The 26,289-nt window shown below is 70.3% G+C and carries 22 protein-coding genes; 9 read left to right on the top strand and 13 right to left on the bottom strand.

The genetic code is table 11. The features are described 5' to 3' along the window. Positions 1-2: 2 nt before the first annotated feature. Genes AB0J91_RS17225 through AB0J91_RS17215 form a run of 3 tightly spaced genes read left to right on the top strand, consistent with a single transcriptional unit; the run spans position 3 to position 3,015 of the window. Positions 3-1,109, top strand: coding sequence for an amidohydrolase family protein (locus AB0J91_RS17225; RefSeq protein ID WP_363869587.1), 1,107 nt, complete (start codon positions 3-5; stop codon positions 1,107-1,109). Beyond that, on the top strand, positions 1,106-2,161 hold the full coding sequence (locus AB0J91_RS17220) for an amidohydrolase family protein (protein ID WP_363869584.1): 1,056 nt from the start codon (positions 1,106-1,108) through the stop codon (positions 2,159-2,161). The genes AB0J91_RS17225 and AB0J91_RS17220 overlap by 4 nt, the downstream gene beginning before the upstream one ends. Beyond that, a complete protein-coding gene (locus AB0J91_RS17215; RefSeq protein ID WP_363869581.1) occupies positions 2,161-3,015 on the top strand; it encodes an alpha/beta hydrolase in 855 nt (284 codons plus the stop codon). Before AB0J91_RS17220 ends, AB0J91_RS17215 begins: the two co-directional genes overlap by 1 nt. Here AB0J91_RS17215 and AB0J91_RS17210 read toward each other — a convergent pair. The 3 genes from AB0J91_RS17210 to AB0J91_RS17200 form a co-directional block, all read right to left on the bottom strand. Further along, entirely contained in the window at positions 3,008-4,426 is a 1,419-nt protein-coding gene (locus AB0J91_RS17210) for an LCP family protein (protein WP_363869578.1), read from the bottom strand. The genes AB0J91_RS17215 and AB0J91_RS17210 overlap by 8 nt on opposite strands. Before the next feature lie 255 nt (positions 4,427-4,681). Then, positions 4,682-5,248: a GNAT family N-acetyltransferase gene (locus AB0J91_RS17205; RefSeq protein WP_363788350.1), complete on the bottom strand. Its 567-nt coding sequence runs from the start codon at positions 5,246-5,248 to the stop codon at positions 4,682-4,684. Between the two features lie 274 nt (positions 5,249-5,522). Then, on the bottom strand, positions 5,523-6,818 hold the full coding sequence (locus AB0J91_RS17200) for a lactate racemase domain-containing protein (RefSeq protein ID WP_363869575.1): 1,296 nt from the start codon (positions 6,816-6,818) through the stop codon (positions 5,523-5,525). Positions 6,819-6,955: 137 nt separating this feature from the next. Between AB0J91_RS17200 and AB0J91_RS17195 the strand changes: the two genes are divergently transcribed. Together AB0J91_RS17195 and ilvA are read left to right on the top strand one after the other, a co-directional pair. Next, positions 6,956-7,348, top strand: a complete 393-nt coding sequence (locus AB0J91_RS17195) for a DUF5313 family protein (protein ID WP_363869572.1) — start codon at positions 6,956-6,958, stop codon at positions 7,346-7,348. Positions 7,349-7,394: 46 nt separating this feature from the next. After that, positions 7,395-8,642 (top strand): threonine ammonia-lyase IlvA, encoded by a 1,248-nt coding sequence (gene ilvA / locus AB0J91_RS17190; protein WP_363788767.1) that lies wholly within the window; start codon positions 7,395-7,397, stop codon positions 8,640-8,642. On the opposite strand, the gene AB0J91_RS17185 is transcribed toward ilvA, so the two are convergent. The 4 genes from AB0J91_RS17185 to AB0J91_RS17170 form a co-directional block, all read right to left on the bottom strand. Beyond that, a complete protein-coding gene (locus AB0J91_RS17185) occupies positions 8,639-10,222 on the bottom strand; it encodes an alkaline phosphatase D family protein (protein WP_363869569.1) in 1,584 nt (527 codons plus the stop codon). The two genes, ilvA and AB0J91_RS17185, sit on opposite strands and share 4 nt — an antisense overlap. A gap of 127 nt (positions 10,223-10,349) precedes the next feature. Continuing rightward, positions 10,350-10,871, bottom strand: a complete 522-nt coding sequence (locus AB0J91_RS17180) for a lytic polysaccharide monooxygenase auxiliary activity family 9 protein (protein WP_363869566.1) — start codon at positions 10,869-10,871, stop codon at positions 10,350-10,352. A 459-nt stretch (positions 10,872-11,330) separates the two neighbouring features. Next, positions 11,331-12,911 carry an NAD(P)/FAD-dependent oxidoreductase gene (locus AB0J91_RS17175; RefSeq protein ID WP_363869563.1) on the bottom strand — a complete coding sequence of 527 codons (1,581 nt, stop codon included), beginning with the start codon at positions 12,909-12,911 and terminating at the stop codon, positions 11,331-11,333. A gap of 78 nt (positions 12,912-12,989) precedes the next feature. Continuing rightward, the gene (locus AB0J91_RS17170; protein WP_363869560.1) at positions 12,990-14,291 is read right to left on the bottom strand and encodes an MFS transporter; all 1,302 of its coding nucleotides are present in this window, start codon (positions 14,289-14,291) and stop codon (positions 12,990-12,992) included. 110 nt (positions 14,292-14,401) lie between these two features. Here AB0J91_RS17170 and AB0J91_RS17165 point away from each other — a divergent pair, with 110 nt between their 5' ends. Beyond that, positions 14,402-14,590 carry a hypothetical protein gene (locus AB0J91_RS17165; protein ID WP_363869557.1) on the top strand — a complete coding sequence of 63 codons (189 nt, stop codon included), beginning with the start codon at positions 14,402-14,404 and terminating at the stop codon, positions 14,588-14,590. 25 nt (positions 14,591-14,615) lie between these two features. On the opposite strand, the gene AB0J91_RS17160 is transcribed toward AB0J91_RS17165, so the two are convergent. The 5 genes from AB0J91_RS17160 to AB0J91_RS17140 all read right to left on the bottom strand — a co-directional run bounded on the left by AB0J91_RS17160 (position 14,616) and on the right by AB0J91_RS17140 (position 21,794). After that, complete coding sequence (locus AB0J91_RS17160) at positions 14,616-15,026, bottom strand: hypothetical protein (protein WP_363869554.1); 411 nt, start codon at positions 15,024-15,026, stop codon at positions 14,616-14,618. Position 15,027: 1 nt separating this feature from the next. Beyond that, a complete protein-coding gene (locus AB0J91_RS17155) occupies positions 15,028-16,434 on the bottom strand; it encodes an Nramp family divalent metal transporter (RefSeq protein WP_363788755.1) in 1,407 nt (468 codons plus the stop codon). Positions 16,435-16,641: 207 nt separating this feature from the next. After that, complete coding sequence (locus AB0J91_RS17150; protein WP_363869551.1) at positions 16,642-18,771, bottom strand: acetate--CoA ligase family protein; 2,130 nt, start codon at positions 18,769-18,771, stop codon at positions 16,642-16,644. Between the two features lies 1 nt (position 18,772). Continuing rightward, on the bottom strand, positions 18,773-19,999 hold the full coding sequence (gene frc / locus AB0J91_RS17145) for a formyl-CoA transferase (RefSeq protein ID WP_363869548.1): 1,227 nt from the start codon (positions 19,997-19,999) through the stop codon (positions 18,773-18,775). Positions 20,000-20,093: 94 nt separating this feature from the next. Next, positions 20,094-21,794, bottom strand: a complete 1,701-nt coding sequence (locus AB0J91_RS17140) for a thiamine pyrophosphate-binding protein (RefSeq protein WP_363788749.1) — start codon at positions 21,792-21,794, stop codon at positions 20,094-20,096. 299 nt (positions 21,795-22,093) lie between these two features. On the opposite strand from AB0J91_RS17140, the gene AB0J91_RS17135 reads away from it, so the two are divergent. Both AB0J91_RS17135 and AB0J91_RS17130 read left to right on the top strand, forming a co-directional pair. Then, on the top strand, positions 22,094-23,101 hold the full coding sequence (locus AB0J91_RS17135; RefSeq protein ID WP_363869545.1) for a 2-dehydropantoate 2-reductase: 1,008 nt from the start codon (positions 22,094-22,096) through the stop codon (positions 23,099-23,101). 70 nt (positions 23,102-23,171) lie between these two features. After that, on the top strand, positions 23,172-24,293 hold the full coding sequence (locus AB0J91_RS17130) for an acyl-CoA dehydrogenase family protein (RefSeq protein WP_363869542.1): 1,122 nt from the start codon (positions 23,172-23,174) through the stop codon (positions 24,291-24,293). A 248-nt stretch (positions 24,294-24,541) separates the two neighbouring features. Here AB0J91_RS17130 and AB0J91_RS17125 read toward each other — a convergent pair whose 3' ends face one another. Beyond that, positions 24,542-25,228, bottom strand: a complete 687-nt coding sequence (locus AB0J91_RS17125) for a GntR family transcriptional regulator (protein WP_363869539.1) — start codon at positions 25,226-25,228, stop codon at positions 24,542-24,544. Positions 25,229-25,485: 257 nt separating this feature from the next. Here AB0J91_RS17125 and AB0J91_RS17120 point away from each other — a divergent pair, with 257 nt between their 5' ends. Beyond that, positions 25,486-26,277, top strand: coding sequence for a hypothetical protein (locus AB0J91_RS17120; RefSeq protein ID WP_363869536.1), 792 nt, complete (start codon positions 25,486-25,488; stop codon positions 26,275-26,277). The last annotated feature ends 12 nt before the right edge of the window (positions 26,278-26,289 follow it).

Genomic DNA, 26,289 nt, shown 5'->3' with positions numbered 1-26,289 from the left:
CGATGACCAGCACCGTCGCTTCGCAGAACACGGCGCGCAACCGCGCGGCCCGCACGCTCGTCGACTCCGACATCCACCCGCAGGCGCTGCCGCGCGACATCCTGCCCAGGCTCGATGCCCGCAACCGGCGCCGATTCGAGATGTTCGGCAGCCGCGTACCCGGACCGCCGGAGATCTACCCCAGGGTGAGCAACGGCGGCTACCGCCTCGACGCCTGGCCGGATGGCGGGTTCCCCGGCAACGACCTCGCCCTGATGCAGCAGCAGCTGCTCGACGAGTTCGACATCGACCACGGGGTGCTCATCCCGCTGCAGTCGCACAGCTGGGGCGTGGAGGCCCGCGAGTTCGCCGACGCGCTGTGCCGCGCCCTCAACGACTGGATCGTCGAGGAATGGCTCGATCCCGAACCGAGGCTGCGCAGCTCCATCGCCGTCCCGCTGGAGTCGCCGGACCTCGCCGCCGAGGAGATCCGCAAGCGGGCGGGGGACCCCAGGTTCGTGCAGGTGCTGCTGTCGACCGGGGGAGAAGCGCTGTTCGGTCGCCGCCGCTACTGGCCGATCTACGCCGCGGCCGTCGAGGCCGGCCTGCCGATCGCCGCGCACACCGGTGGCCTGGAGCAGCACCGAGGTCCGGGCTGGCCGTCGTTCTACCTGGAAGAGCACGTCTGGAACGGCAACACGATGTCCGCGCTGATCACGAGCATGATCTGCGAGGGCGTGTTCGAGGAGTTCCCGACGCTGAAGGTGATCTGCGTCGAGGGCGGCATCGCCTGGCTCGGACCGCTGATGTGGGCGATGGACGAAGCCTGGACGATGCTCCGCGAGGACGTCCCGCACTTGAGCAGACCGCCCTCGGAGCACATCCGCGAGCACTTCTGGTTCACCACGCAGCCCATCGAGGAACCGGCCGATCCCGCGCACCTGGAGGTCGCGCTGCGGCACGTCGACATGAACGACCGCATCATGTTCGCCTCCGACTACCCGCACTGGGACTTCGACTCGCCGCGGATGGCTCCCCGGCTGCTGCCCGCGGCGATCCGCGAGCAGGTGATGGGTGCCAACGCGTGCCGGCTGTTCGGCCTTCCGCAACGAGCTCAGGAGGCTCGATGAGCGCCCCCGCCCGCACCGCGGTGATCGACACCGACGTGCACTGCGCCCCGGCCGGTTTCGCCGACCTGGAGCCCTACCTGGACGACTACTGGCGCGGCTACCTGCGCGACGGGAGTCAGCGCATCAACCACGCCCAGGGCGGCGCCTACCCGCCGCTGGCCCCGACCACGGCGACCCCGGCCGCGCGGGAAGCCGGATCCGTTCCGCCGCACGAGGTCTCCGCACTGCGCGCCCAGCTGGACGCGGGAACGGCGATCCTCAACTGCACCACGTCGTTCGGCTGCAACCGCAACCCCTACTACGAGACCGCGCTGACCCGCGCCATCAACGACTGGCTCATCGAGCGCTGGCTCGCCGCCGACGGCGGGCTGCGCGCCAGCATGGTCGTGCCGACGCTGCACACCGAGGCCGCCGTCGCCGAGATCGAGCGCATCGGCGACCACCCGGGCATCGTGCAGGTGCTGCTGCCGGTGCGCGGCGACCAGCCGTGGGGCAACGTCCGCCACCGGCCGCTGCTGCGCGCCGCGGCCGACAAGGGGCTGGTGGTGGGACTGCACGCGTGGGGGAGGGTCGGCAACGCCATGACCTCCAGCGGGTTCACCCACACCTACCTGGAGGACTACCTCGGCAACTCGCAGAGCATCGTCCAGGCCCAGCTGGTCAGCCTGCTCGCCGAAGGCGTGTTCGCGCAGCTGCCGGACCTGCGGGTCGCACTGCTGGAGTGCGGGTTCTCGTGGCTGCCGACGCTGCTGTGGCGCTTCGACAAGGACTGGAAGGGCGTCTGGCGGGAGGTTCCGTGGATCAACCGCAGGTCGGGTGAGGTGATCGCCGACCACGTCCGGCTGACCACCGCGCCCGCGCACCTGCCGCGGGATCCCGTCCAGGTCCGCGAAGCCCTCGACCTGCTGGGGCCGGCGGAACTGCTGATGCACGCCACCGACCACCCGCACGACCACGGCAGCGGTGGAGAACGCCTCCTGGCGGCCCTGACCGACACCGAGCGCGAGGCGGTGCTGCGCGGCAACGCGGCGCAGTGGTATGGAATCGCGTGATGCTCGACGACTTCCGGCCGCACGACCTGCCCACGCCTTCCGGTGCCACGATCCGCGCCCGGGTCGGCGGATCGGGCCCGCCGGTGCTGCTGCTGCACGGGTGGCCGCAGACCTCGGCGATGTGGCACCGCGTCGCTCCCGGGCTGGCGCGCACCCGCACGGTCGTGCTGGCCGACCTGCCCGGCTACGGCGACAGCACCACCGCCCCGGACGCCGAGGTCGCCTCGTTCGGCAAGCGCGCCATGGCCGCGGACCTCGTCGCGGCGATGGCGGCGCTGGGCCACGAGTCCTTCGCGGTCGTCGGCCATGACAGGGGAGCCCGTTGCGCCTACCGCATGACCCTCGACCACCCGGACGTCGTGACCGCCGTGGCGGTGCTCGACGTCCTGCCCACCGCTGAGGTCTTCGCCCGCGTCGACGCGGCCTTCGCGCTCGGAGCGTGGCACTGGTTCTTCCTCGCCCAGCCCGAGATCCCGGAACGCCTCATCGGCGCCGATCCGGACGTCTTCTTCACCGGATTCCTCCGGCCCGCCGAGGCCTTCGCCGCCGAGGCGCTGGAGTGCTACCGCGCGGCGTGGCGCCGACCCGAGGTCGTGCACGCCATGTGCCAGGACTACCGGGCGGGCGCGAGCATCGACGTCGCCGATGACGAGGACGACCGGGGCGCCACCATCGACTGCCCGGCACTCCTGCTGTGGGGGCGCAGCGGTCCGCTCGGTCGTGGCCCGGACCCGCTCGCGGTCTGGCGGAGCCGGGCACCGCAGGTGTCGGGCCGCCGGCTGGACTGCGGCCACCACCTCGCGGAGGAGGCGCCCGGGGAGACCCTCGGCGAGCTCACCCGATTCCTCAGTTGACGCAGGGAATTCCCGCCGCGCTGATCGGTGCCTCCGCCGGTTCCTGCTGACGCGCGGTCCCGTCCAGCGCCATCGCGCCGCCGGAGGAGAAGCGCGGGGCGGCCGGCCCGTCGTAGTCCGAGCCGATGATCACCTGGACGCGACCGGAGGACAACGAGGAACTGGCCTCCGTCGGCATCCCGCCCATCAGCGAGGCGACCTCCTGCGCGGCCGCTTCCGAGCCCGAGCCGTAGCGGATCACCGACGAACTGCGCTTGCTGGTGTTGCCGACCGTGCCGACGTCGAGACCTTGGGTCTTGAGCTGGTCCTGGACCTTCGAGGCCAGACCGGAGGTGCTGGTCCCGTTGAGCACGTCCACCCGCGCCGCCGCGGCCTGCTGGGAAGCCGAGGTCGGCGGCGGTTGCGGAGTCGGCGAGGCCGGGGCGCTCGGTGGCACGGTCGCCGCGCGGACGGCCGCCTTGACCGCGCGCGGATCGATCTTGAGGGCCTCGCCGTCGGGCGTGTCGTAGGCGGCGTCCTCGATGGGGATCGTGTCGAACTTGATGGCACCGCCGGCCAGCCCGCGCAGCCGCTCGGCGAACGACAGCACGTCGGTGTCGTCACCCAGGTCGAGCACGACCGAGTCCTGCACCGAGTTGATCAGCTCCCGCAGCTTGTTCGGGTTGGCCAGCACGCCGCCGGACAGGGCGGTCTGGGTGAGCCCGGCGAGGAAGGCCTGCTGCCGCACCACGCGGTCGAGGTCGCCGCGCGGCAGGCCGTGGCGCTGCCGCACGAACGCCAGGGCCGCCGGGCCGGCGATGGTCTGCTGGCCGGCTTGGAAGTCCGCACCGGAGTAGGTGTCGCTGGTGGCCGAGTTCAGGCACACCGGAACGCCGCCGACCGACTCGGTGATCTTGGCGAAGCCCAGCAGGTTGACCTCGGCGTAGTGGTCGATGGAGGAGCCGGTGAGGTTCTCCACGGTGCGCAGCAGCATCTTGCGGCCGGCCTCGTTGCCGGCGCGGTCCAGCGCCGCCGGGTCGGTCACGCCGCTCTGCTGCTGACTGGCGATCTCGGTTTCCTTGCCGCGCCCGTACGCCGAGTTGATCTTGTGGTTCCCCTGTCCGGGGATCGACACGTAGGAGTCGCGGGGGAAGGAGAAGCCGACCGCGCTGGTCCCGTCGTTGGGGATGTGCAGCATGATGACCGTGTCGGTCAGCGACGCGTCGTTGGATCCCGCGTGCAGCTCGCGCAGCACCTCCTCGGGCAGCGGATTGCCGTGCGCGTCGGTGCGGCTGTCCATCCCCACCAGCAGGATGTCCACGGCACCGTCCGCACCGCCGCCGTCGGCGACGTCGCTGGTGGCCAGGCCGTTGAGCAGGTGCCGGTAGTTGCTCCAGCCGTAGCCGGTGACCAGCAGGATCACCAGCGACATGATCGTGGCGACGACCCGAGGACCGATCGGCTTGCGGCGCCGACGCGGCGGGAGCGGTCTGGCCGGCTGCCGCCCCCCGGGGCGCCGGGGCGGGACCGGATTCCTGTCGTGTGGCCGTGGCAAGGTTCCTCCGTCGGGTGCGCCCCTCTCGGCGCTCGAGCGACAACTCCAGGATTACATCCTGAAACCGCCGTCCGGGCCTGTTGTGATCACCCGATGGCGGCTTATTTCGCCACGGATAGTGATGTTTCCGGCTCAGTCCTCGGTGTCCCCGACGCCCGGGACGTCGGGCAGATCGCTGTACCTGACCCGGTAGACCTGCAGCGAGGTGTCGTAGTACTTCGTGGTCTCGCCCGCCCAGTCCATGCCGATGCGCTGCGCGGTGGCGATCGCGCGCGTGTTGTCCGGCCGGGCCAGCGCGAAGATCTCGTCGATGTCGAAGGTGAACGCCCAGTGCAGCAGGGCGATCGCGGCCTCGGTGGCGTAGCCGTGGCCCCACTCGTCGGGCCGCAGCTGCCAGGTCAGTTCGAGGTCGTGGTCGTAGGGCGGCAGCATGCGCAGCACCAGCCCGCCCACGACCTGGGAGTCCTCGCGGCGGTGCATCGCGAAGCGGCCCGTCGGTGGCACGAGGTTGGGCTGCGACTCGATCCAGGAGTGCACCACGGCGCGCATCGCGGCCAGGTCGGCGACGTTGGAGATCACCGGGGTCAGCCATTCGGTGACCTCGGGACGGCCGTAGAGGTCCAGCGCGGCCTGCACGTCGGCGTCGTCGGCGGTCCAGTCCCGGACCACGAGCCGTTCGGTGGTCAGCGGAAGTTGCATCGTCTGCCCTCGCCTTCCGCGCAACCGGCGGAACTCGCCGGATCGGGTGATGGGGGTAGCCACCTCGGATTCTATCCGCCCAGCGCACACCCCATACACCCGTTACTGACACCTATCCCTTCAGTGCCGACCAAAATCAATGCTCGAAGCCAACGAGAAGAAGCCGGCCCCGACGCGCAAAGACCGGATTTCAGTGGAAATCGGGACCCGGATTTCCACTGAAATGTGGGGCCTGATTTCCACTGAAATCCGGTCGTCGGACCGGTGGGACGGGTCAGTGCGCGGGTGGGAGCTTCGGGAGGCGGCCGGTGGCGTCGAACTGCCAGGGCAGCGGCTCGCCCAGGGCCGTCATGTCCGGGTGTTCGGCGACTTCCCGGGCGTACGCCTCGGAGACCTCGACGCGCGGCATCGACAGGGTGTTGCGGATGCGCACCACCTTCGCGGGTCGCTCCTGCGGGCCTCGCGTGAGGTGCAGGGCGGCCACGATCGCGTCCCGGTCGTTGGCCAGCGCCATCGGGATCCGCGCGCCGTCCGGAACGCCCGATGTCAGCGAGTTGGTGTAGAACGAGCCGAACTCGATCTGGTCCACGCACCCCTGCGTGGTCAGGTCCGCCAGGCCCAGTCCGCACGCGTTGCCGTTGGTGTGCTCGGTCAGCCCGAGCACCACGATCCGCTTGATCGGCGTCGCGTGGAACTTGTCGGCGTTGACCGGTGCGCGGCCGGTGATGTTGGGGTCCATGCCCGCGCCGCTGATGTCCTTGCCGATCTCGTCGACCACGAGGACGTCGATGTCGGACATCAGCAGCTTCGGCATCAGCGACTTCGCCTCCGCCAGCAGCTCGGCTTCGCGCTCCAGCATCCGGTCGGTCGCGACCAGCTCGAGCCGGGCGATGTTCTCGTAGGCGTTCTCCACGACCGCCACCGCGAACTCGAACGGGACCACGTCCAGTGCTGCCGAGGCGGCCTCCGGGATCAAGGTGTCGAACTTCTCGAAGCCGTGCCTGTGCAGCGTGGCCGCGCCCCGGTGCTTGCCCAGGCCGATCGCGATCATCTTCGCCAGACCGCTCTCGTGCGTGCCCCGGAAGTCGGTGTGCGGCTTGACCCTGCCGAGCACGACGACGCTGTCGGCTTGCGCGGCTTCGGCGTCGAAGTGCACCGGTGTGCCGTCGGCGAGGCTGGTGATCACCACGGTTTCCATGGACGAGATCACCGGTGCCCCGACGGTCTCCTCGGTGACCCCGTACTCGGCCAGCACCTGCCGCTGCCCCTCCGCGGTGCCGCCGCCGTGGCTGCCCATCGCCGGCACCACGAACGGCTTGGCGCCGTGCTCGGCGAGCGCCCCGACCAGGGCGATCACGATGCGGTCCAGCTGCGCGATGCCCCGGCTCCCGACCGTCACCGCGATGCGCTTGCCGCTGACCGGGTGCGCGCGGTCGTGCTCGGCCACCTGCGCGCGGAGGGTGCCTTCGAGGTCGTCGACCGACTCGGCGGCGTAGCGCTGCTCGATGGGGAGCATCCTGGGCAGCTCGACATCGGCACCGGCCAACCGGACTTTCTCTACGTTGAACATCTCTGCGAGTCCTTCTCAGCGCTGCGACCAGGGGTTCTCCCACCTTGGCAGCTCGAACGACCGGGATCACCCCCGTCTTCGGCCGTGATCACCGCGGTTCCCGGAGGCCGTCCCACGGTCTCTATCGTGGGGGGATGATGCGTCCGGGGCCTGCGCGGTGGGTGGCCTACCAGTACGGCGGCAGGTTGCCCGAGCGGTACCGCGACTGGGTCCTGCACGACGCGACCTGCCGGACGTGGGTGCTGCGGGTGCTGATCCGGGGGTTGTTGCAGGTCGCTCCGATCGGGGTGGTGCTGTTCGTCGGGCTCGGCGTGCTGGGCGGGGCGTGGCCGATCGCCGCGGGAGCCGTGCTGCTGGGGGTGCTGGTGGTGGCGCGGATCGTGCTGACCAGTTCGGTCGACAGCGTGGACAGCAGGCTCACCCGGTACGGGTTCCCGCCCGGGCACGGGTCGGCCGTGCGCGGACGTCGGGATGCCGAGGCCGCGGAGCGGTACCGGGCGGTGTGGCGGCGGGATCCGCCTGAGACCTGAGCCACCCGGCGGCCGTCTGATTCACCAGCGGCTTTAGTATCAGCGGGTGTCCGTTGAGCTCACTCCCGCCGCGATCTTCCGGGCCGGCACCAGCCTGCGACAGGTGGTCCGGCGCACGCCGCTGGAAACCAGCAGCCGCCTCAGCGCGGAGCTCGGCGTGCCGGTGCGCCTCAAGCGCGAGGACCTGCAGGTCTGCCGTTCTTACAAGGTGCGCGGTGCGTTCAACCTCATCTCCGGGCTCAACGCCGAGGAGCGCGAGCGCGGGGTGGTCTGCGCGAGCGCGGGCAACCACGCGCAGGGCTTGGCGTTCGCCTGCCGCGAGCTGCAGATCAAGGGTCGCGTATACCTGCCGGCGAACACCCCCCGGCAGAAGCGCAAGCGGATCGCCACCATCGGCGGCGAGTGGATCGAGCCGGTGATCGTCGGTTCTTCGTTCGACGAGGCCAGCGCCGCGTCCAAGGCCGACGCCGAGCGCACCGGCGCGGTGTACGTGCACCCCTTCGACGATCCGCGCACCATCGCCGGTCAGGGCACCGTGGGCCTGGAGATCGCCGAGCAGCACGACGGCCCCATCGACACCGTGATCGTGCCGGTGGGCGGGGGCGGACTGCTGGCCGGGATCGTGCTGTGGCTCAAGGAGCACTTCCCGGAGATCCGCGTGGTCGGTGCCGAGCCCGCCGGTGCGGCGAGCATGCGGGCCGCCTTCGACGAGGGCGCGCCGGTCAAGCTTCCCGCGGTGGACACCTTCGTCGACGGCGCGGCCGTCGGCCGGGTCGGCGACCTCGGGTACGAGGTGGCGCGCGAGCTGGTCGACGAGCTGGTGGCCGTGCCCGAGGGCGCGGTGTGCACGGAGATGATTGAGCTCTACCAGACCGAGGGCATCATCGCCGAGCCCGCGGGTGCGCTGGCCAGCGCCGCTTCGCGGATGCTGGAGCGGGAACCGCGCGGTCCGGTGGTGTGCGTGGTCTCGGGTGGCAACAACGACCTGAGCCGCTACGGCGAGATCGTCGAGCGCTCCCTGCTGCACGAGGGGCTGCGGCACTACTTCCTGGTCACCTTCTCGCAGGAGCCGGGAGCGCTGCGGCACTTCCTCGACGACGTGCTCGTCGAGGGTCAGGACATCGTCGCCTTCGAGTACGTCAAGAAGAACAACCGGGAGACCGGTCCGGCGCTGGTGGGCATCGAGCTCGACAACGCCGACGACCTCGACGACCTGCTGACGCGGATGAAGGAATCGCCGCTGCAGATCGAGCAGGTTTCCCCGGGTTCGCCGCTGTTCTCGTTCCTGGTCTAGGTCAATCGGCGGACGCGGGTTCGCGCGAGGGCGTCGTCGGCGGTGGCTTCCCAGAGGGTCACCTGTGCGCGGCTGCCGTGGTAGTCGAGCTGGGCGATGGCGTTGCCGAAGAACGGCCCGTCGATCCGGCGCCAGTGCAGCGGCAGCGGGGGGATGCCCGCGCGTTGCGACATCGTCCGCAGCAGGCGGGCCGCGTTGTGCGACCAGGCGGCGTGCAGCGGCCCGCGCAGCGGTTTCGGGGCTTGGTTGTGCAGTGGCGAGCAGGTCAGCTGGGTGATGCGGGAGTTCAGCGCGCGCGGGTAGTCGGCTTCGGCGAAGTAGCTGTGGTGGACGTCGCCGGAGAGCACGCTGATCGTCGCGGGTGCGTCGGTGTCCGCGGCGCGGTCGCCGATGAGCTCGGCGAGGCGGTCGAAGGACGCGCGGAACGCGGCCCAGTGCTCCAGATCGCCTGCTTGGCGGACCTTCTCGGCGAGCGCGGCGTGCTCGCCGGTGCAGGCGCGTTCGTTCCACGACTGCAGGTGGTGCACGGCGGGCGGCAGCAGCCACGGCAGGGATGAGGCCAGCACCAGGTGCCGGCGGTCGGCGGCGGCGATGTCGCGCAGCCAGGTGAAGTCGCTGTCGGAGAGCATGGCGCGTTCGTTGGTCTCCAGGATCCGCCCGCAGCGGGTGTCGAGCACGACCAGCCGCACGCCGCCGAGGTCGCGGTAGTAGCTCCAGCGCATGCCCTTCTCGCCCTGGTCCTCGCGGTCGGCGCGGGCGGCCATCTCGCGCAGCACCGGCAGCGCGTCGCCGTGGCGGCCGACCTCGCGGACCTCGCGGAAGACGGGGTCGGCGGCGAGGTCGTCGGGGCTGAGGTTGCCGATGTGCTGGTAGATCCAGTAGGCGACGAGTCCGCCGAGGAGGCGTTCGCGCCACCAGGGTTGTCCGGAGATCGCGGTGCGCCAGCTCCGGGAGGTGTTCCAGTCGTCGCGCACGTCGTGATCGTCGAAGATCATCATGCTCGGCAGCGTCGAGAGCAGCCAGCGGATCGGGGGGTCCCGCCAGGCGTGCCGGTAGAGGCGCGTGTACTCATCGAAGTTCACGACCTCGTCGGTCGTCGGTCGGCGCAGGCCGCGCAACTCGGCCAGTTCGCGGCGCACGGGAGGCGTGGGCTGGTCGGCGTAGACCTGGTCGCCGAGCAGCATGATCAGGTCTGGTCGCTCGTCCTCCGGGGTCGCGGCGATGCGGGCGGCGGTGGCGGTCAGCGCGTCGGGTCCGTGGCGGTCGCGGCCCGCGGTGGGCCGGTCGAAGTGGCACGAGCCGAACAGGGCGGTGAGCCGGTCGGTTCGGGTGACCGGGCGGATCACGCTGGGGGCGGTGTCCGGTGGGGGCCAGACCAGGTGGTCGTCGAGTCGCACCTGGTAGGGCGTCGGGCCGGTGACGTGGGTGGTGAGCAGCGCGTAGTGGTGGCCGCCGACCTGGAAGGTGTGCTCGGCGGCGTCGAGCACCTCGACGGTGCAGGGCCCGTCGGTCTCCACCCAGACGGTCGCCCGGTTCTGGTCGACGTAGCGCAGCAGGGGGCCCAGCACCAACTCGGTCACCGGTCCTGGATACACCACGTGGGAGCCCGGGGAAACTCGGCGCCGCGGTGTCCACTGTGGTCTGGACGTGAGAAGGCGGGCCCGGTGTCGAGGGGTCGGGCCCGCCTTCTCGTCATCGCGGTGGTGCCTACTTGATGGCGCCGACGTTGACGTCGATGCAGGCGTAGAAGGCGTTGGCGGTGTCGGCGACGTTCCACACCGCGAGCACCTTCTGCGGTCCGCTGAAGCCGGACAGGTCGAGGTTGTGCGACAGCTGCTGCGGCGGCTGCTGGCCACCCTGGTCGAACGAGCCGACGAGCTTGTCGCCGATGTAGTACTCCCAGGTGGTGGTGGAGTGCGCGGCGGTCAGCTTCCAGTTGAAGGTGGCCTGGGTGCCGATCGGGGTGGCGGTCCAGCCCTTGGAGTCGTCGTCGAGCTCGGCGAAGCTCTCGTTGCCGCCGCTGCAGCTCTTGAGGCCCTTCGGGCCCTCGACGCTCTGCGGCTCGTAGGTGATGGAACCGCACTGCACGGTGCCGGCGGCGCACTGGGCCTGGCGGCTCGGCGGGGCGTCGACGTAGCCGTGGGCGCTCGCGGTCCCGGCGGGGATCGCGATCAGGAACGGTGCGACGGCGGCACCGACCATGGCTGCGGAGATCTTGCGATTGGGCATTGTCAGCTCCTTCGGGGGAAGTCGCGACAGGGTGAATCGATTCCGAACAGCGGAACCCATCGGCTGCGATCCGTTGTTCACAATGCCTGTCGCGGAAGGGGAATCGCCGAATCTGTTAGTGGTCTGGACCATAATTCGGGCCCACGAGCCGGTCAAGGACGAATCGGCCGCGCATCGTGGGCGGGTCGTCATCCGCGCGAGCTGACCTGCGATGACGGACGAAATCTTCGGTTGTTCCGGATTTTCCCAATCCGATTGCCATTTTTCCCGGGGGTTCGAAGGGGCGAGTTGGAATTCGGCGGTATGACGCAATGCCTTGGGCTGATCGGTCATCTGGCGATAATGATCATCGCGCAGCGAAGATCATTATTCCATTCTCCGAAATTACACCTCATCTCGAGGTCGGTCACCCCGGAAACGTCGTAGTACGTGATTCCCGGAGTTCGCGGAGGGCTGGGTTCAGCGGGTGCGCTTGATGAGGGCGTTGGCGGCCGCGTAGCCGGAGCCCCCACCCATGCCGGGGCCCGGGTGGGTGGAGGCTCCGATGTGCCACAAGCCGGGGATCGGGGTGGCGTGGTTGCCCGCCGCGGGAAGCGGACGGCACAGGTAGTTCTGGTCGAGCTCGGTGCTGCCACCGTAGGGGTCGCCCTCGGCGGCGCTGGGGTTGTGCGCGGTGAGCTCCGCCGGGCTGATGATGTCGACCGCGCACACCAGGTCGTGCAGCCCGGGGGCGTGGGCGTTGAGCCGGTCGAGCACCCGGCGCGCGTATCCCTCGGCCAGCTCGCGGGTCCAGCCCTGGCTGGTGTCGAGCTCCCCGGCGGAGTCGCCGAGCGGGTGGAACGGCAGTTCCTGCAGCTGCAGCCACAGCGATGCCGCGCCCCGGGGCACGCGGGTCTCGTCGAGCAGGTACTGGCTTCCCACCACGACGGTGGGACGGCGCGGCAGGAGTCCCGCTTCGGCTTCGGCGCAGGCGATGCCGGTGCTCGACGAGCCGTCGGTGAGGTGCACGATCGGGAACGCCGACAGCCGCTCGTCGCGCCACTTCAGCGGGGCGGACAGGGCGACGTGGATCTGCATCGCCGCTCGCCCGTACCGGAACTTCTCGGCCTGGCGCACCAGCTGCGGCTTGACCGCGCTGGGCGGCAGCAGCCGGCCGTAGAGCGCGGAGGGCGCGACCGAGGCCATCACTCCGCGCCGCGCGCGCAGCACCCGTCCGCCCGCGACGACGCCGCTCGCGCGGCCGTCCTCGACGAGGACGCGCTCGACCTCGGTGCCGGTCTCGACCTGCACGCCCAGCGAGTCCAGCAGCTTGGAGAACGCGGTCACGAAGTTGCTGGCGCCGCCCTCCACGACGGGCAGACCCGCGCCGTGCAGCCCGGCGGCGAGCAGGCCGGTCATCAGCCCGCCGGAGGCGTGGTCCGGTCCCAGTCCGGCGTGCAGCAGCCAGGGCGTGAAGAGGTGGTCGACCTCGTGGCCTCGGAACTCGCGCCGGTACAGGGCCCGGCCGCTGGTGGCCAGTTGCCGCAGCCAGCCCTCGGCGCCGCGCACACCACCGGTGTTGATCAGCTTGGCGCCCTGCCACAGCATCGACCAGGACCGCAGCTCGCCGCCGAGCATCCGGTTGATGGCGGCGATGTTGGCGCCGATCCGGTCCAGCATGGACAGGTAGGCGTCCCGGTCGTCGTCGTGCTCGAATGCTTCGACGGTCGTGGCCGGGTCGCGGTGGCTCATCGTCACCCGGCCGTCGTCGGCGACGCTGGCCGCGGCCCAGGAGTCGGTGTTGCGGTAGACCAGCCCGTGCTCGTGCAGCTGCGGGCCGAGGGAGGCGTAGGCCGGGCCCGCCAGGAACAGCGGGTGCCACGACGAGTAGGTGTCGTGGATGTAGCCGGGGACGGTGCGCTGCTCGGATGCGATGAACCCGCCGAGCCGGTCGCTGCGCTCCAGCACCAGCACCGACCGGCCCGCCCGTGCCAGTTCGGCGGCGGCGACCAGGCCGTTGATGCCGGCTCCGACGACGATCACATCGATTTCGGCGTTCATCGGCCGACCTTCCCGGGGCTCGCGAGCCCATGATCACCACATCAAGCGGAAAGATCTTCGCATTCGAACCTATACCGATCAAGGCTTGGCGGTGGGAAGGGTTTTCGGGAACCCGGGTCGGTGCCACCGTCCACACAGCACCGCCGAGCCCAGCGACAGCACCGCGGCGAGCGCCAGCGCGACCGGTGCGCCCCACGTCGCGAGCGCCACCCAGCCGAGTCCGATGCCGACCACGCCGCTGACGGCTTTCGCGCTGTAGACCAGCCCGTGCACCTCGATGCTGCGGTGCTGGCCGAAGGACTCCCGGGCCAGCGCGGCGAACAGCGGGTAGAAGGCTCCGCCGCCGGCTCCGGCGATCGTCGCTCCGGCCACCAGCCATCCGGCGGAGGCCTGCTCGATGCCGATGAGCAGCAGCACCTGACCCGCGGCCTGGACGGTCACCACCCAGCGCAGCGTGCGGCGGCGACCCAGGCGTGCGGCGATCGCCATCGCCAGCGTCCGGCCCGCGCCGTTGGTGGCCACGAACAGCGCGATCGCCGCGACCGGGGACAGCGGCGCGGCCAGCAGCGCCAGGAAAGCCGCGTCGAACAGCGAGACCGCGGCCGCGCAGAACAGGCTCGCGGCCATCACCGCGAGCGCCGGGGTCCGCAGCGCCTCGGTGACCGAGAACTCCCGCGCGGCGGGTGGGTTCGCCCGCGCCCAGCGGTTGTGGTCGACGTGCGCCGGCCACCAGTGCCGCGGCGGGTCCGCGATGAGCAGGCCGCATCCGGTCACGGCCACGAGCAGCGCGGGGGCGAAGGCGGTGAGCCCGGCCTCGACGTGCCGTGGCGCGAGGGTCAGGGCGATGACGAACGGGGTGGCGCCGTAGGCGAAGGCGCCGGTGACGATGCCGACCCTGGCGGCGGGGTTCTCCGGGAACCACTTCTCGGTGGTGGAGGTGCAGGCGGCGTAGACCAGCCCGGCCCCGATCCCGCCGAGCGCGGCGTACCCGGCGAGCACGCCCTGACCGAGGCTGAGAACGCCTGCGGCGCAGAGGAAGCCGCCGGTGAGGAGCATCGCCCGCGGTCCGGTCCGGTCGTGCTGGCGCAAGTGGGCGCTGGGCAGTCCGGCGCCAGCCTGCAGCACCGCCCAGGCGGCCAGCGTCCAGCACAGGCCCGCGAGGTCGTGCCCGGCGGCCAGCAGTCCGGGTATGGCCGCGCCGAAGGCGTACTGCATGGTTCCGACCAGCAGCATCGGCAGCCAGCAGGCCCACAGCATCGCCGCGCGGGGCAGGCCGGTGAGCTCGCGCGGTCGCTCGCCGACCCGGTAGCGGCGGCCGTGGTGGTCGCGCGCCTCCAGCTTCGGCGTGTGCAGTCCGATCATCGCCCACTTCTCGGGCATCGGTGTCACCGTCCGCTCGGCTCGGGTGTTGCTGCTCACAAGGACTTCGCCAACCGGACATCCCGACGGCATACTGTATGCAAGGAACGAATCGGGAGGAGGTGAGCACAATGCGGATCATCGGAAGCATCCTGCGCCGTCTCGAACGCATGCCGCGTGGATTCGCGGCGGACGGGCGCATGTTGGGACTGGCCACGTCCGCCGCGATCGAATCGGCTCGTCAGGACGACCGGCGCGGTGGCGCGCGGCCCGAGCCGAAGCACGTCGACGAGGGGCGACTCGTCAACGCGCGCGGCTGATCGTCGGTGGTGGTGACCGGTGCGCTCATCTCCCGGCACCACCCCGGACCAGCCGTTCCTGCACCCACACGAAACCGATCGCGAACCCGACGCTGATCAGCGCCTGGTAGATCAGGAACGAAACCGGTTGCGGCGGCAGCGAGAAGCTGTCGCCCACCGCCAGCCTGGTGCCCACCTCCTGCACCAGCCGCGCCAGCGGGAACGCGATCAGCCAGTACAGCGCGACGGGTGCGAACGCGCCGCCGCGCAGCACCCCGCGCAGCCGCAGCGCGCTGCACCCGGCGCCGAAGGCCGCCAGCGGCACCGCCAGCATCAGCCCCGCGGTGACCGCCCACGCCGCCGGTGCGCCGGCGATCAGCGTGAACAGCGCGGTGAACAGCCCGGCGACGGTGCCGATGACCAGTCCTGGGGCGGTGATCCTCGTCGTCTCGGTCATGTCAGCTCACGACCACTCCGAAGCGCACCAGGCTGTAGAACAGCATCCCGAGGTAGAACACCGCGCCCGCACCGATGATCAGGTTGCTCCACCACTTCGGGCGGATCGGCTTGGGCAGCATCCTGTTGTTCACCAGCAGCAGCACCACGCAGTAGGCGCCCATCGCGAAGGTGGACAGGAACGCGAGGATGTCCAGGATCGCGCTCGGTCCGTCAGCCGGGCCGAACAGCAGGATCAGGATCCCGAAGATGATCACGCCCCACAGGAACGCGGCGTAGAGGTGCGACATCCGGAAGCGCTTGGCCCCCGGCACGAAGTTGTAGGTCATGTCGGCCTGGCCCCGGGAGAACGAGTCGAACAGCCCGAGCGTCGCGTTGAGCCCGATCAAGGCGATGAACCCGAGGAACACCGTGCCCAGCAGCGGAGAACCCGCCGAGGAGAAGGCGTCCGACATCGCCGACAGCGCGGCCTCCCGCTCGCCGCTCTCGATCAGCGACTTCACGTCGGGGTTCTCTCGCGAGGCCGACTGCGCCAGCACCGTGAACGAGATCGTCACCAGCATCGTGACGCCCCAGAACAGCAGCAGCGCGTCGAAGGTGACCCAGCGCCGCCAGCCCTTCCACTTGGCCATCTCGGCCGGGTCGTCGGTGTCGAACATGAACCCGCGCGAGGGCATGACCTCCTCCTCGCCCGCGTGCCTGAGGCCGCGGATGCGGGGGATGTGCGCGCCCATGCCGGCGCCGGAATCGCGCAGGTGCAGCGTGTACCACATCTGCTGCATGCCCGACGGGCCCGCGAAGGCGATCGCGCCGACCACCACCGGGAACCACTCCGGTGACATCGCCGCCTCCGGGAAGTACCCGAAGTGGAACATGCCCGCGATCGTGCTGGTCAGGTCGCCGAGGTTGCCCACCAGCGAGGCGATGACCGCCGTGCCCACCACCAGCAGGCCGATGAGGATCGACAGCACGCTCTCCAGCAGGCTGTAGATCACCTTCGCCATGGTGAAGATGACCCCGACCAGCAGCAGCCCGACACATCCCGATACGTACCAGGGGATTCCGGTGATCTGCTCCAGGGCCGCGGCTCCGGCCGAGAGGTGACCGGGCCAGATGTAGACGGCCATCGCGGTGATGAAGAAGAACCACATGAGCGGTTTCGCCACGCGCGCCGCACCGGAGAAGATGCTCTCCCCGGTGGCCATCGCGTAGCGCGCCATCTCCAGCATCACCACGGCCTGCAGCGTGACCCCGATCAGGAACAGCCACCGGATCTCCGGGCCGAAGATCAGCACCAGCCGGGGCCACATGTAGGACTCGCCCATGCCCACACCGAGCGCGACGAGGAACACGGTGGGGCCGAGCAGGTGGATGGACGGCGGCGCGTCGGGAAGCTTGCGGATGGGCATGGGCTCCAGCCCGCCCGCGCTCCAGACCCGGCCGTCGGATTCTAATACCGGTTCTTGATCGTCTCTCCCAGGCGCCTTGTCAGCGTCCACATCGGACCTCCTTGTCCATTGTTTGCTGTGGAGCTTTGCTCGGCGGTGCAGGCGGCGGAACCGGCTCAGGTGAGGTGAGGAGAAGGCGGTTCCGCCGCGTGCCTGTCGGGCGGCCGATCAGCCGAGCAGTCCGGCGGACCTGGCCCACCGGTACTTCGCGCCCAGCACCGCCACCGGCTTCTCGGTGGTGTACGGGAAGGCGACGATGCCGTGGTCGAACAGGTAGTCCGCCGCCTTCTCCACCTCGGTGTCGCCCGCCAGCGACACCACGATCGGCTTGTCGATACCTTCCGCGCGCGCCTCCTCGGCCACGCGGGAAGCCAGTTCGGCGAACACCATCGGAGGAGTGACGATGGTGTGCCAGTAACCCAGGATCAGCGAGTGGATCCGCGGATCCCGCAACCCGAGCCGGATGGTGGCCTCGTAGGTGCTCGGCGGCTCACCACCGGTGATGTCGACCGGGTTGCCCGCCGCGCCGAACGGCGGGATGTAGCGCCGGAACTCCGCGTCGAGGTCCGGCGGGATGTCCATCAGGTCGAGACCGTTGGCCACGCAGGCGTCCGACAGCAGCACACCTGACCCGCCGGCACCGGTGATGATCACGACGTTCTCGCCCTGGGGAGTCGGCAGCACCGGAAGTCCGCGCGCGTACTCCAGCATCTCGTTGAGCCCGGGAGCCCGCACCACGCCCGAGTGGCGCAGGATGTCGTCGTAGACCTTGTCGTTGCCGGCCAGCGCCCCGGTGTGCGAACTGGCCGCTCGCGCGCCCATGTCGGTGCGGCCCGCCTTGAGCACCACCACGGGCTTCTTCTTCGTGATGCTCTTGGCGGCCCGCACGAACGCCCGGCCGTCCTTGAGGTCCTCCAAGTGCATCGCCACGACGTTGGTGTTGTCGTCGTGCTCGAAGAACGTCAGCAGGTCGTCCTCGTCCACGTCGGACTTGTTGCCCAGTCCGACGATCGCCGACACACCCATCTTCGTGGTGCGCGAGAAGCCCAGGATGGCCATGCCGATGCCGCCGCTCTGCGAGGTCAGCGCCACCCCGCCGCGCACGTCGTAGGGCGTGCAGAACGTCGCGCACAGGTTCTGCGGGGTGTAGTAGTAGCCGTAGATGTTGGGGCCCAGCAGCCGGATCCCGTGCTTGCGGGCGACCGCCACGACCTCCTCCTGCAACTCGTGGTTGCCCGTCTCGGCGAATCCCGAGGGGATCAGCACGGCCGCCGCAACGCCCTTCGCGCCGCACTCCTCCAGCGCGGAGGCCACGAACTTCGCGGGCACCGTGAACACCGCGACGTCCACCTCGCCCGGCACCTCGGCGATGCTCTTGTACGCCTTGCGGCCCATGATCTCGTCGGCCTTGGGGTTGATCGGGTGGATCTCGCCCGCGTACCCGCCGTTGATCAGGTTCTTCATCACCGAGTTGCCGATCTTGCCGTCCTCGTTGGAGGCCCCGATCACCGCGATGCTGCTCGGCGTCATCAGCCGCCGCATCGACTCCAGGATCTCCTCCTGGGAGCGCTGCGGCGCCACGGCGGTTTCCTCGGTCTGCAGCACGATCCGCACGTCGGCCGCGGTGGCGCCCAACGGCGTCGCGAAGACCGGGTTGAGGTCCAGCTCGGCGATCTCCGGGAAGTCGCTGACCAGCTCGGAGACCCTGCGCAGCACCTCCGCGAGCGCTGCGGCGTCCACCGGTTCCGCGCCGCGCGCACCGCGCAGCACCTCGGCGGCGGCGATGTCGTCGAGCATCGCCCTGGCCTCCCCGGCGCTCAGCGGCGCCAGCCGGAACGTGACGTCCTTGAGCACCTCCACCAGCACACCGCCGAGCCCGAAGGCGACGACCTTGCCGAAGGTGGGGTCGGTGGTGGCCCCGACGATCACCTCCTGGCCGCTGACCATCTGCTGCACCTGCACCCCGGCGATCGCCGGGTTCTCGGTGTGGGCGTGGGCGTTGGCCAGGATCTGCCGGTAGCCGGCCCGCACGTCGTCCTCGCCGCTGACGTCGACGAGCACGCAGCCGGCGTCGGTCTTGTGCAGGATGTCGGGGGAGACGATCTTCAACGCCACCGGGCCGCCGAACTCGGCTGCCAGCGCGACCGCCTCGTCGGCGTTGGTGGCCAGGCCCTCACCGGCGGTGGGGATGCCGTAGGCGTCGCACAGCTGCTTGGCTTCGGGCGCGGTCAGCGCGGCCCGGCCCTCGGACCGCACCGCGTCGAGCACCTCCCGCACGCGGGCACCGTCGTATGCCACTTCAGATCACTCCGTTCGCCTTGAGCTCGGCCAGTTCGGACTCGTCGATGCCCAGCCGGTCCCGGAAGACCTCGGCGGTGTGCTCGCCGAGCAAGGGCGAGCGCTGGACGTCGACGGGGGAGTCGGAGAGCTTGATGGGGCAGCCGACCGTCTTGAACTCGCCGCGCTCGGGGTGATCGACGCTGACGATCATGTCGTTGTCGGCCAGCGAGGCGTCCTCGATGATCTCCTTGGTCGACAGGATCGGACCGCACGGCACGTTGTGCTCGTTGAGCGCGGCCAGCACGGTCCACTTGTCGTGACCGAGCGTCCACTCCTCGATCATGCTGAACATCTTGTCCAGCTTGGACAGGCGGACTTCCGGCGTGGCCCAGTCGGGATCGTCGATCAGCTCGGGCCTGCCGATCAGCTTCGCGATCGGTGCCCAGCCCTGCGGCTGCACGATGACGTAGATGTAGTCGTTGTCGCCGCCCGGCTTGCAGCGCACCGCCCAGCCCGGCTGACCACCGCCGGAGGCGTTGCCCGAACGCGGGACCTCATCGCCGAAGTCGGCGTTGGGGTACTCCCGCAGCGGCCCGTGCGCCAGTCGTTGCTGGTCGCGCAGCTTCACCCGGCACAGGTTGAGCACCGCGTGCTGCATCGCCACCGACACGCGCTGGCCGGCTCCGGTGCGCTCGCGCTGCAGCAGCGCGGCGAGAATCCCGGCCACCGTGTGGATCCCGGTCCCGGAGTCGCCGATCTGCGCCCCGGTGGCCAGCGGCGGGCCGTCCTCGAAACCGGTGGTGGACATCGACCCGCCCATGGCCTGGGCGACCACCTCGTAGGCCTTGAAGTGCGTGTAGGGCCCGTCGCCGAACCCCTTGATGGAGGCGTAGACCAGCTTCGGGTTGATCTCGCGCAGCCTCTCCCAGGTGAAGCCCATGCGGTCCACGGTCCCAGGGCCGAAGTTCTCCACCAGCACGTCGGATTCGGCCACCAGCCTGGTGAAGATCTCCTTGCCCGCCTCGGACTTCATGTTCAGCGTGATGCTGCGCTTGTTGCAGTTGAGCATCGTGAAGTAGAGGCTGTCGGCCTCGGCGACGTCGCGCAGCTGCTTGCGGGTGATGTCGCCGGTGGGTGCCTCCAGCTTGACCACGTCGGCCCCGAGCCAGGCCAGGATCTGCGTCGCGGACGGTCCGGACTGGACGTGCGTCATGTCCAGGACGCGCACGCCTTCCAATGCACTCATGACTGGCACCTCTTTGCTCCTGAAGCGGCGAAGCCGCTCGGTCGACTCTCGCTACTGGCACCTCAACGCGGAAAGGGCTCCGGGAACGGGGTTTTCACTTGTACATGGTCTGGTTCATCGTTCCGGGCGCGTAGACCTCGGGATCGACCCAGACGTTGATCAACGAGGGCTTGCCGGATTCGCGCGCGCGTTGCAGCGCGGGAGCGATGTCGGCGGGGTCGTGGACCTCTTCGCCGTATCCGCCGAGCATCTGCGCGAACTTGCTGTAGGGGATGTCGCCGAGGGTGTTGCCGACCCGGCCGCGGTCCTCGCCGTACTTGGCGATCTGGCCGTAGCGGATCTGGTTCATCGAGGAGTTGTTGCCGACGATGCCCACGAACGGCAGGTCGAAGCGCACCATCGTCTCGAAGTCCCAGCCGGTGAGGCTGAACGCGCCGTCGCCGAACAGGCAGACCACTTCCTTGTCGGGGCAGGCCTTCTTGGCGGCCATCGCGAACGGCACGCCGACGCCGAGGGTGCCCAGCGGCCCGGGGTCCATCCAGTGGCCGGGGGCCTTGGGCTGGATGACCTGGCCGGAGAAGGTGACGATGTCGCCGCCGTCGCCGATGTAGATCGAGTCCTCGGTGAGGAACTCGTTGATCTCGTGCACCAGCCGGTAGGGGTCGATGGGCGAGGCGTCGGAGTGCTGGCGCGGGAGGCGCTTGGTCAGCGCGGCGTTCTCGACCTCGCGCAGTTCCTGCACCCAGCTCCTGCGGCCGCCCGCCCCGTTGTCGGTGCGTCCGGACGCGGCCTGCGACAGGGCGGTGAGCACCGCGTCGGCGTCGCCGACGATGCCCAGGTCGACGTCGCGGTTGCGGCCGACCGTGCGGTAGTCCAGGTCGATCTGCACGACGGTCGCCTCGGGGGAGAGGCGCTTGCCGTAGCCCATCCGGAAGTCGAACGGAGTGCCGAGGATGATGATCAGGTCGGAGTTCTGGAACGCGTAGCGGCGCGCGAGCTGGAAGTGCAGCGGGTCCCCGGGCGGGAGGGTGCCGCGGCCGGCGCCGTTGCAGAACGCGGGGACGTTGAGCTCGCGTACCAGCTTGACCGCCGATTCGGTGGCTCGGCAGGTCCAGGTCTGGCTTCCCAGCAGGATGCAGGGCTTTTCGGCCTTGACCAGCAGGTCGGCCAGCTTCTGCACCGCGTCGGGATCGCCGGCCGAACGGGTGGTGGCCCGGTATCCGCCGGCCTGCGGGATGCGGGCCTTGTCGGCCGGGACCTTGGCGTCGAGCACGTCGCGCGGGATTTCCAGGAACGACGGGCCGGGGGAGCCGTGGAAGCACTCGCGGAAGGCCATCGACACCATGTCGGCGGCGCGTTCGGTGTGCGGCACGGTGGCGGCGAACTTGGTGATCGGGTTCATCATGTCCACGTGCGGCAGGTCCTGCAGCGAGCCCATCTTGTGCTGTGACAGCGCGCCTTGGCCGCCGATGAGCAGCATCGGGCTCTCCGCGCGGAAGGCGTTGGCCACACCGGTGACCGCGTCGGTGGTGCCGGGGCCCGCGGTGACCACCGCGCAGCCGGGCTTGCCGGTGATGCGGGAGTAGCCGTCGGCGGCGTGGGCGGCGACCTGCTCGTGGCGCACGTCGATGACGTCGATGCCCTCGTCGACGCAGCCGTCGTAGATGTCGATGATGTGGCCACCGCAGAGGGTGAAGATCGTGTCCACGCCTTCGGCTTTGAGCGCCTTGGCGACGAGGTGACCGCCTGAGATCTGTTCGGGTTCGCCTGCGTTGTCGGGTGCCGTCTGGGCCATCAGCGCTCATCCCCTTGTGTGAACACGCGTCTGCGGTCGTCTCCATACTGCATACCGTATGAGGTTCGTATCAGGGATACCGCAGCGAAGGGCGGGTGTCCATAGGTCGTCGCGGGATTCGTCGTCGTCCGCAGTGCGTCCACAGTCGACACGAGGAGTGCGGATCCGCTGGTCGGCGGGTCGATTCCGGCGTTCTTCGGGAGTCTGAGCGAGCGAGAATCTTGCCCGGTGATTCACATACTGTATACTGAATGCACCGACACCTGCGCCTGGCCGCAAGACCAGAGCGGAGATCGATTGTGAGAGTCGCTGTTGTCGGCGCCGGTGCCATCGGCGCGTACGTGGGTGCCTGCCTGCATCGGGCGGGAGCGGACGTGAGCCTGCTGGCTCGTGGGGACAACCTGGCCGCGCTGCGCGCCGACGGCGTGCGGGTGCTCAGCCCTCGCGGGGACTTCCAGGTCACGCCCCACGCCACCGACGATCCGGCTGAGATCGGCGCGGTCGACCACGTCGTCCTCGGCCTGAAGGCCTATTCCTACGCCACCTGCGGACCACTGGTCCACCCCCTGCTCAAGGAGGACACCACGATCATCGCCGCGCAGAACGGAATCCCGTGGTGGTACTTCCACGGACTGCGCGGTCCCTTCGAAGGCCACCGCATCGACACGGTCGACCCCGGTGGCGCCGTCAGCCGGGTCCTCCCACCACGCCGCGCCATCGGCTGCGTGGTCTACGCCGCCACCGAACTCGACGCCCCCGGAGTGGTGCGGCACCGGGAGGGAACCCGCTTCTCCATCGGCGAACCCGACGGCAGCGATTCCGATCGCTGCCGCGAGTTCAGCGACGCCATGATCGCCGGCGGGCTGAAGTGCCCGGTCGAGGACGACATCCGCCGCGACATCTGGATCAAGCTGATGGGCAACGTCGCCTTCAACCCGATCAGCGCGCTCACCGGAGCCACCCTCGCCGGGATGTGCCGCCACTCGGGCGTGCGGGCGCTCGTGGCCGCGATGATGCGCGAATCCCTGGAGATCGCCGGCGCGCTCGGCTGCTCTCCCGACATCGCCATCGACCGGCGTCTGGCCGGTGCCGAACGCACCGGCGACCACAAGACCTCCACCCTGCAGGACCTGGAGAGGGGAAAACCCCTGGAACTGGAGGCGATGCTCACCGCGGTCGTCGAACTGGCCGACCTGGTGGGTGCCGAAGCCCCCACGTTGCGCACCGTCAACGCACTCGGCGACCTGCTCGGCCGGCGGCTCGCGCCCGGCGAACCCGCGACGGCCGGGCGCATCCCACGGGAGTGAGCATGTTCGACCGCAGCAGCACCCGGGCCCGCCGCGCGCTCGTCGCGGCGGGCCCGGCCAGGGGCCGGCGATGACGGCCCGCAACCACCGCGACGCCCTCGACCGCGTCCTGCGCAGGACCATCGAGCCGCGCGCCCGCGAAACCGACGGTGCAGGACGGTTCCCGCGCGAGAACGTCGACGCGCTCGGCCAGGCCGGACTGCTGGGCCTGACCCTGCCCACGCGGTACGGCGGCTCAGGCCGCGGCCTCGGCGAAGCCGTCGAGGTCACCGACCGGGTCGCCCGCGTCTGCGGATCCACCGCCGCAGTGCTGGCCGCCCACTACGCGGCAACGGCGGTGCTGGCCCGCCACGCCGACTCCGAACTCCTGCGGGCTATCGCCGCAGGCGGGCACCTCAGCACCCTGGCGCTGGCCGAAACCGGAAACCCGGGACTGGTCCCGGCGGGACGGGCCGAATCGCGCGGGGGAGTGGTCGCCCTGTCGGCCCGCAAGAACTGGGTGGTCTCGGCCGGTGAAGCCGACAGCTACGTCTGGACCGGCCCGCCCGCCGGGCGGCGCGGCGGGCTGTCGCTGTGGCTGATCCCGGCCGAAGCGCCCGGCCTGTGCGTTCCCGCATCGGCCGACGCGGTCGGGTTGCGGGGGAGCGCCACCGCGACGATCACCGCGGACCCGGTCCTGGTGCCTTCCTCCGCGGCGATCGGGGATGAGGGAGGAGCCGCGCAGGAGCTGCTGGAGGTGATCCTGCCCTGGTTGTGCGCCCTGCAATCCGCGCTCGCGCTCGGACTGATGGAGGCGGTGCTCGCCCGGGGCGTTGAATGCGTGACCGGCCCGCAGCCCTCCTGGTCCCGCTGGCAGGCCCCGCCCGCCGAGCAACCCGAGGTCAGGGCCGATCTCGCCCGGATGCGGACGAAGGTGGACACCGCCGAGCTGGTGCTGGCCGACGCCGTCCAGCACGGCTGGCACCCCGACGGCCTGCAACGACTGCTGCAAGCCCGCGCGCTCGGCGGCGAGAACGCCGTCCAGGTCGCCGAACTCGGCATCAAGGTGTGCGGTCAGCACGCGTTCCGGCAGGACTACGGCGTGGAACGCCGCTTCCGGGACGCCCACACCGCGGCCCACGGGCAGTTCGCGGTGGATCAGGCCTGGGACCACCTGGGCAGAATCGCCTGCGGCAACGCGCTTTTGGCCTAGGAAGAGGCTGTGAGAAGGAAAGAACGGCCGCTCCCCACAAGCGGCCGCTCCCGGTCCCCTCCCTGAACGGTGACGCCGGCGCCGGCGCGATGAATCCCCCATCACCCATCGAACCGGCGCCCGGCCACCCGAGCGACCGCCGATCCAACACCGGACGCCCATGTGCCCCAGGCAGGCACCACGAATGGTGCACGAATCAGCTTTCTCGGTGCTTTCACAACGGAGAACCCGGAGCGTGTGGAGTTGATCTAGTCCTCGGCGCTGTGATCGAGGTAGGTCTTGCGGGTGTGCTCGGTGTGCTCGCGCATGAGGCGGGACGCGGTGTCGCCGTCCTTCTTGGCGATGGCGTCGATGAGCGCGGAGTGCTCGTCCCAGGCCTGCTTGCCGCGGCTCTTGGCGACGGGCGTGTGGTACCAGCGGACTCGGCGGTTGATCTGCGCGGCCAGCTCGTTGAGGACCTTGTTGCCGGACATCTCGGTGATCTTGGCGTGCAGCTCGGCGTTGGCGGCCACGACCGCCTCGACGTCGTCGGCCTTGAGCGCGGCGAGACCGGACTTGTAGATCTGCTTGAGCTCGGCGACGCCGTCCTTGGTGGAGTTCACCGCCGCCAGCCGGGCGGATTCGGCCTCCAGCAGGGTGCGCACGCCGAGGAGCTGATCGGCCTCTTCAGGGGTGGGGCTGTGGACGAAGGCGCCGTACCCCGGGCGCAGATCGACCCACTCGTCCTTCTGCAGCCACTGGAGGGCCTCGCGAACGGGTTGGCGGGAGACGCCGAGCGCCTCGGCCAGTTCCTTCTCGACCAGGTGCTGACCGGGTTTGAGCTCACCGGTGATGATCAGTTCGAGGATGGCCTCGTAGACCGTCTCGCGCAGCGGGACCGGGCGTGCCACCTGGCGGGCGGCGATGCCCTCGGACAGCTTCGAGGTCAGCGACATGCGGTCAGCTCCGGTTGCTCGTACCGACGGTGGCCACGGGCTCAGCCCGTGGTTTTAGCATACAGTATTCCGGCCGGTGAGCGTGGAACCGCGAGCGCGGAACCGGTGAGTCCAGTGTGGACCAGCCGCTGGGCCGAACGGATGGATAACCGGTGTGGTCCTGGACACCATCCTCGGGTCGGACTACAACCACCGGTGCCAGGCCCCAGAGCCGAGGTCCGCGGGGAACGATTCGCTCCCCACTGCCGGAGGCGCCGATGAGCGTGCCCGCGTTGCTCCCGTTCGCAGCGGTCGCCGTGCTGCTCGCAGCAGTGGCCACCGACCTGCTCGCCTGCGCCCGGGGCCGCGCCCCCACGCGGCACGACCTGCCCGTGGCCGCAGCGGGGATCGCCGCCGCGCTGGTGGTCGCGGCCGGGCTGAGCATCGGGTCACCGGTGCCGGCCGGGCAGTTCCTGGCGGCCTGGGGTTCGGCGTTCGCCGTCACCGTGGACCTGGTCGTCGTGCTCGTGGTGCTGACCCACCAGGTCCCCGCCGCGAGGAGGCTGGTGGTGCTCGCGGTCGGCGCCTCGGCTCTGACGCGGATCGTGCTGGCCGCCACCGGAGTCACCGGGGTCGCGTGGATCTCGGCGCTGTTCGGACTGCTGGTGCTCCTGGCCGCGTGGTGGCTCTTCCGCGGCGGCGGATCAGCCCTGCCCCGGGCCGGGGCGCTGAGCCTCGGCGCGGTTCCGGCGGCGGTGGCGCTCGGCGCCTTCGCGGTCTCGGCGACCGGCGGAGGATCGGTGGTGGTGCTGTGCGCGAACCTGCTCGCGCTGCTCGGCGCGGTCCGGCTGGTGCGGTTGATCGCCCGGCTGTGCGCGCGGGCGCCCGACGCGTCCGTCGGGTTCTCGGCGCTGCTGGTGTTCCTCGGCGTCAAATCCCTGCTCTCCGGGCTGTCCGGGCTGTCCGGGCACGGGCCCGCGCACGACGCCGGGGTGACGGTGCTGTCGCTGGGGATGGCGCTGCTGGTGGCGGCGCTGATGGTGATCACCGCGGTGCGCGCCGAGCGTTGACGGATCGTCGTT

The sequence above is a fragment of the Saccharopolyspora sp. NPDC049357 genome, from assembly GCF_040677225.1.
Lineage (GTDB): Bacteria > Actinomycetota > Actinomycetes > Mycobacteriales > Pseudonocardiaceae > Saccharopolyspora.
The sequence above is the reverse complement of the archived record's forward strand: the minus strand, read 5'-3'. Positions and strand labels throughout refer to the sequence as shown.

What these genes read in the sequence shown, in the direction of transcription:
- AB0J91_RS17225 (WP_363869587.1), top strand. Translation starts at nt 3, where the DNA reads ATGACCAGCACCGTCGCTTCGCAGAACACGGCGCGCAACCGCGCGGCC.
- AB0J91_RS17220 (WP_363869584.1), top strand. Translation starts at nt 1,106, where the DNA reads ATGAGCGCCCCCGCCCGCACCGCGGTGATCGACACCGACGTGCACTGC.
- AB0J91_RS17215 (WP_363869581.1), top strand. Translation starts at nt 2,161, where the DNA reads ATGCTCGACGACTTCCGGCCGCACGACCTGCCCACGCCTTCCGGTGCC.
- AB0J91_RS17210 (WP_363869578.1), bottom strand. Translation starts at nt 4,426, where the DNA reads ATGTCGCTGGTGATCCTGCTGGTCACCGGCTACGGCTGGAGCAACTAC.
- AB0J91_RS17205 (WP_363788350.1), bottom strand. Translation starts at nt 5,248, where the DNA reads ATGCAACTTCCGCTGACCACCGAACGGCTCGTGGTCCGGGACTGGACC.
- AB0J91_RS17200 (WP_363869575.1), bottom strand. Translation starts at nt 6,818, where the DNA reads ATGTTCAACGTAGAGAAAGTCCGGTTGGCCGGTGCCGATGTCGAGCTG.
- AB0J91_RS17195 (WP_363869572.1), top strand. Translation starts at nt 6,956, where the DNA reads ATGCGTCCGGGGCCTGCGCGGTGGGTGGCCTACCAGTACGGCGGCAGG.
- AB0J91_RS17180 (WP_363869566.1), bottom strand. Translation starts at nt 10,871, where the DNA reads ATGCCCAATCGCAAGATCTCCGCAGCCATGGTCGGTGCCGCCGTCGCA.
- AB0J91_RS17175 (WP_363869563.1), bottom strand. Translation starts at nt 12,911, where the DNA reads ATGAACGCCGAAATCGATGTGATCGTCGTCGGAGCCGGCATCAACGGC.
- AB0J91_RS17170 (WP_363869560.1), bottom strand. Translation starts at nt 14,291, where the DNA reads ATGCCCGAGAAGTGGGCGATGATCGGACTGCACACGCCGAAGCTGGAG.
- AB0J91_RS17165 (WP_363869557.1), top strand. Translation starts at nt 14,402, where the DNA reads ATGCGGATCATCGGAAGCATCCTGCGCCGTCTCGAACGCATGCCGCGT.
- AB0J91_RS17160 (WP_363869554.1), bottom strand. Translation starts at nt 15,026, where the DNA reads ATGACCGAGACGACGAGGATCACCGCCCCAGGACTGGTCATCGGCACC.
- AB0J91_RS17155 (WP_363788755.1), bottom strand. Translation starts at nt 16,434, where the DNA reads ATGCCCATCCGCAAGCTTCCCGACGCGCCGCCGTCCATCCACCTGCTC.
- frc (WP_363869548.1), bottom strand. Translation starts at nt 19,999, where the DNA reads ATGAGTGCATTGGAAGGCGTGCGCGTCCTGGACATGACGCACGTCCAG.
- AB0J91_RS17140 (WP_363788749.1), bottom strand. Translation starts at nt 21,794, where the DNA reads ATGGCCCAGACGGCACCCGACAACGCAGGCGAACCCGAACAGATCTCA.
- AB0J91_RS17130 (WP_363869542.1), top strand. Translation starts at nt 23,172, where the DNA reads ATGACGGCCCGCAACCACCGCGACGCCCTCGACCGCGTCCTGCGCAGG.
- AB0J91_RS17125 (WP_363869539.1), bottom strand. Translation starts at nt 25,228, where the DNA reads ATGTCGCTGACCTCGAAGCTGTCCGAGGGCATCGCCGCCCGCCAGGTG.
- AB0J91_RS17120 (WP_363869536.1), top strand. Translation starts at nt 25,486, where the DNA reads ATGAGCGTGCCCGCGTTGCTCCCGTTCGCAGCGGTCGCCGTGCTGCTC.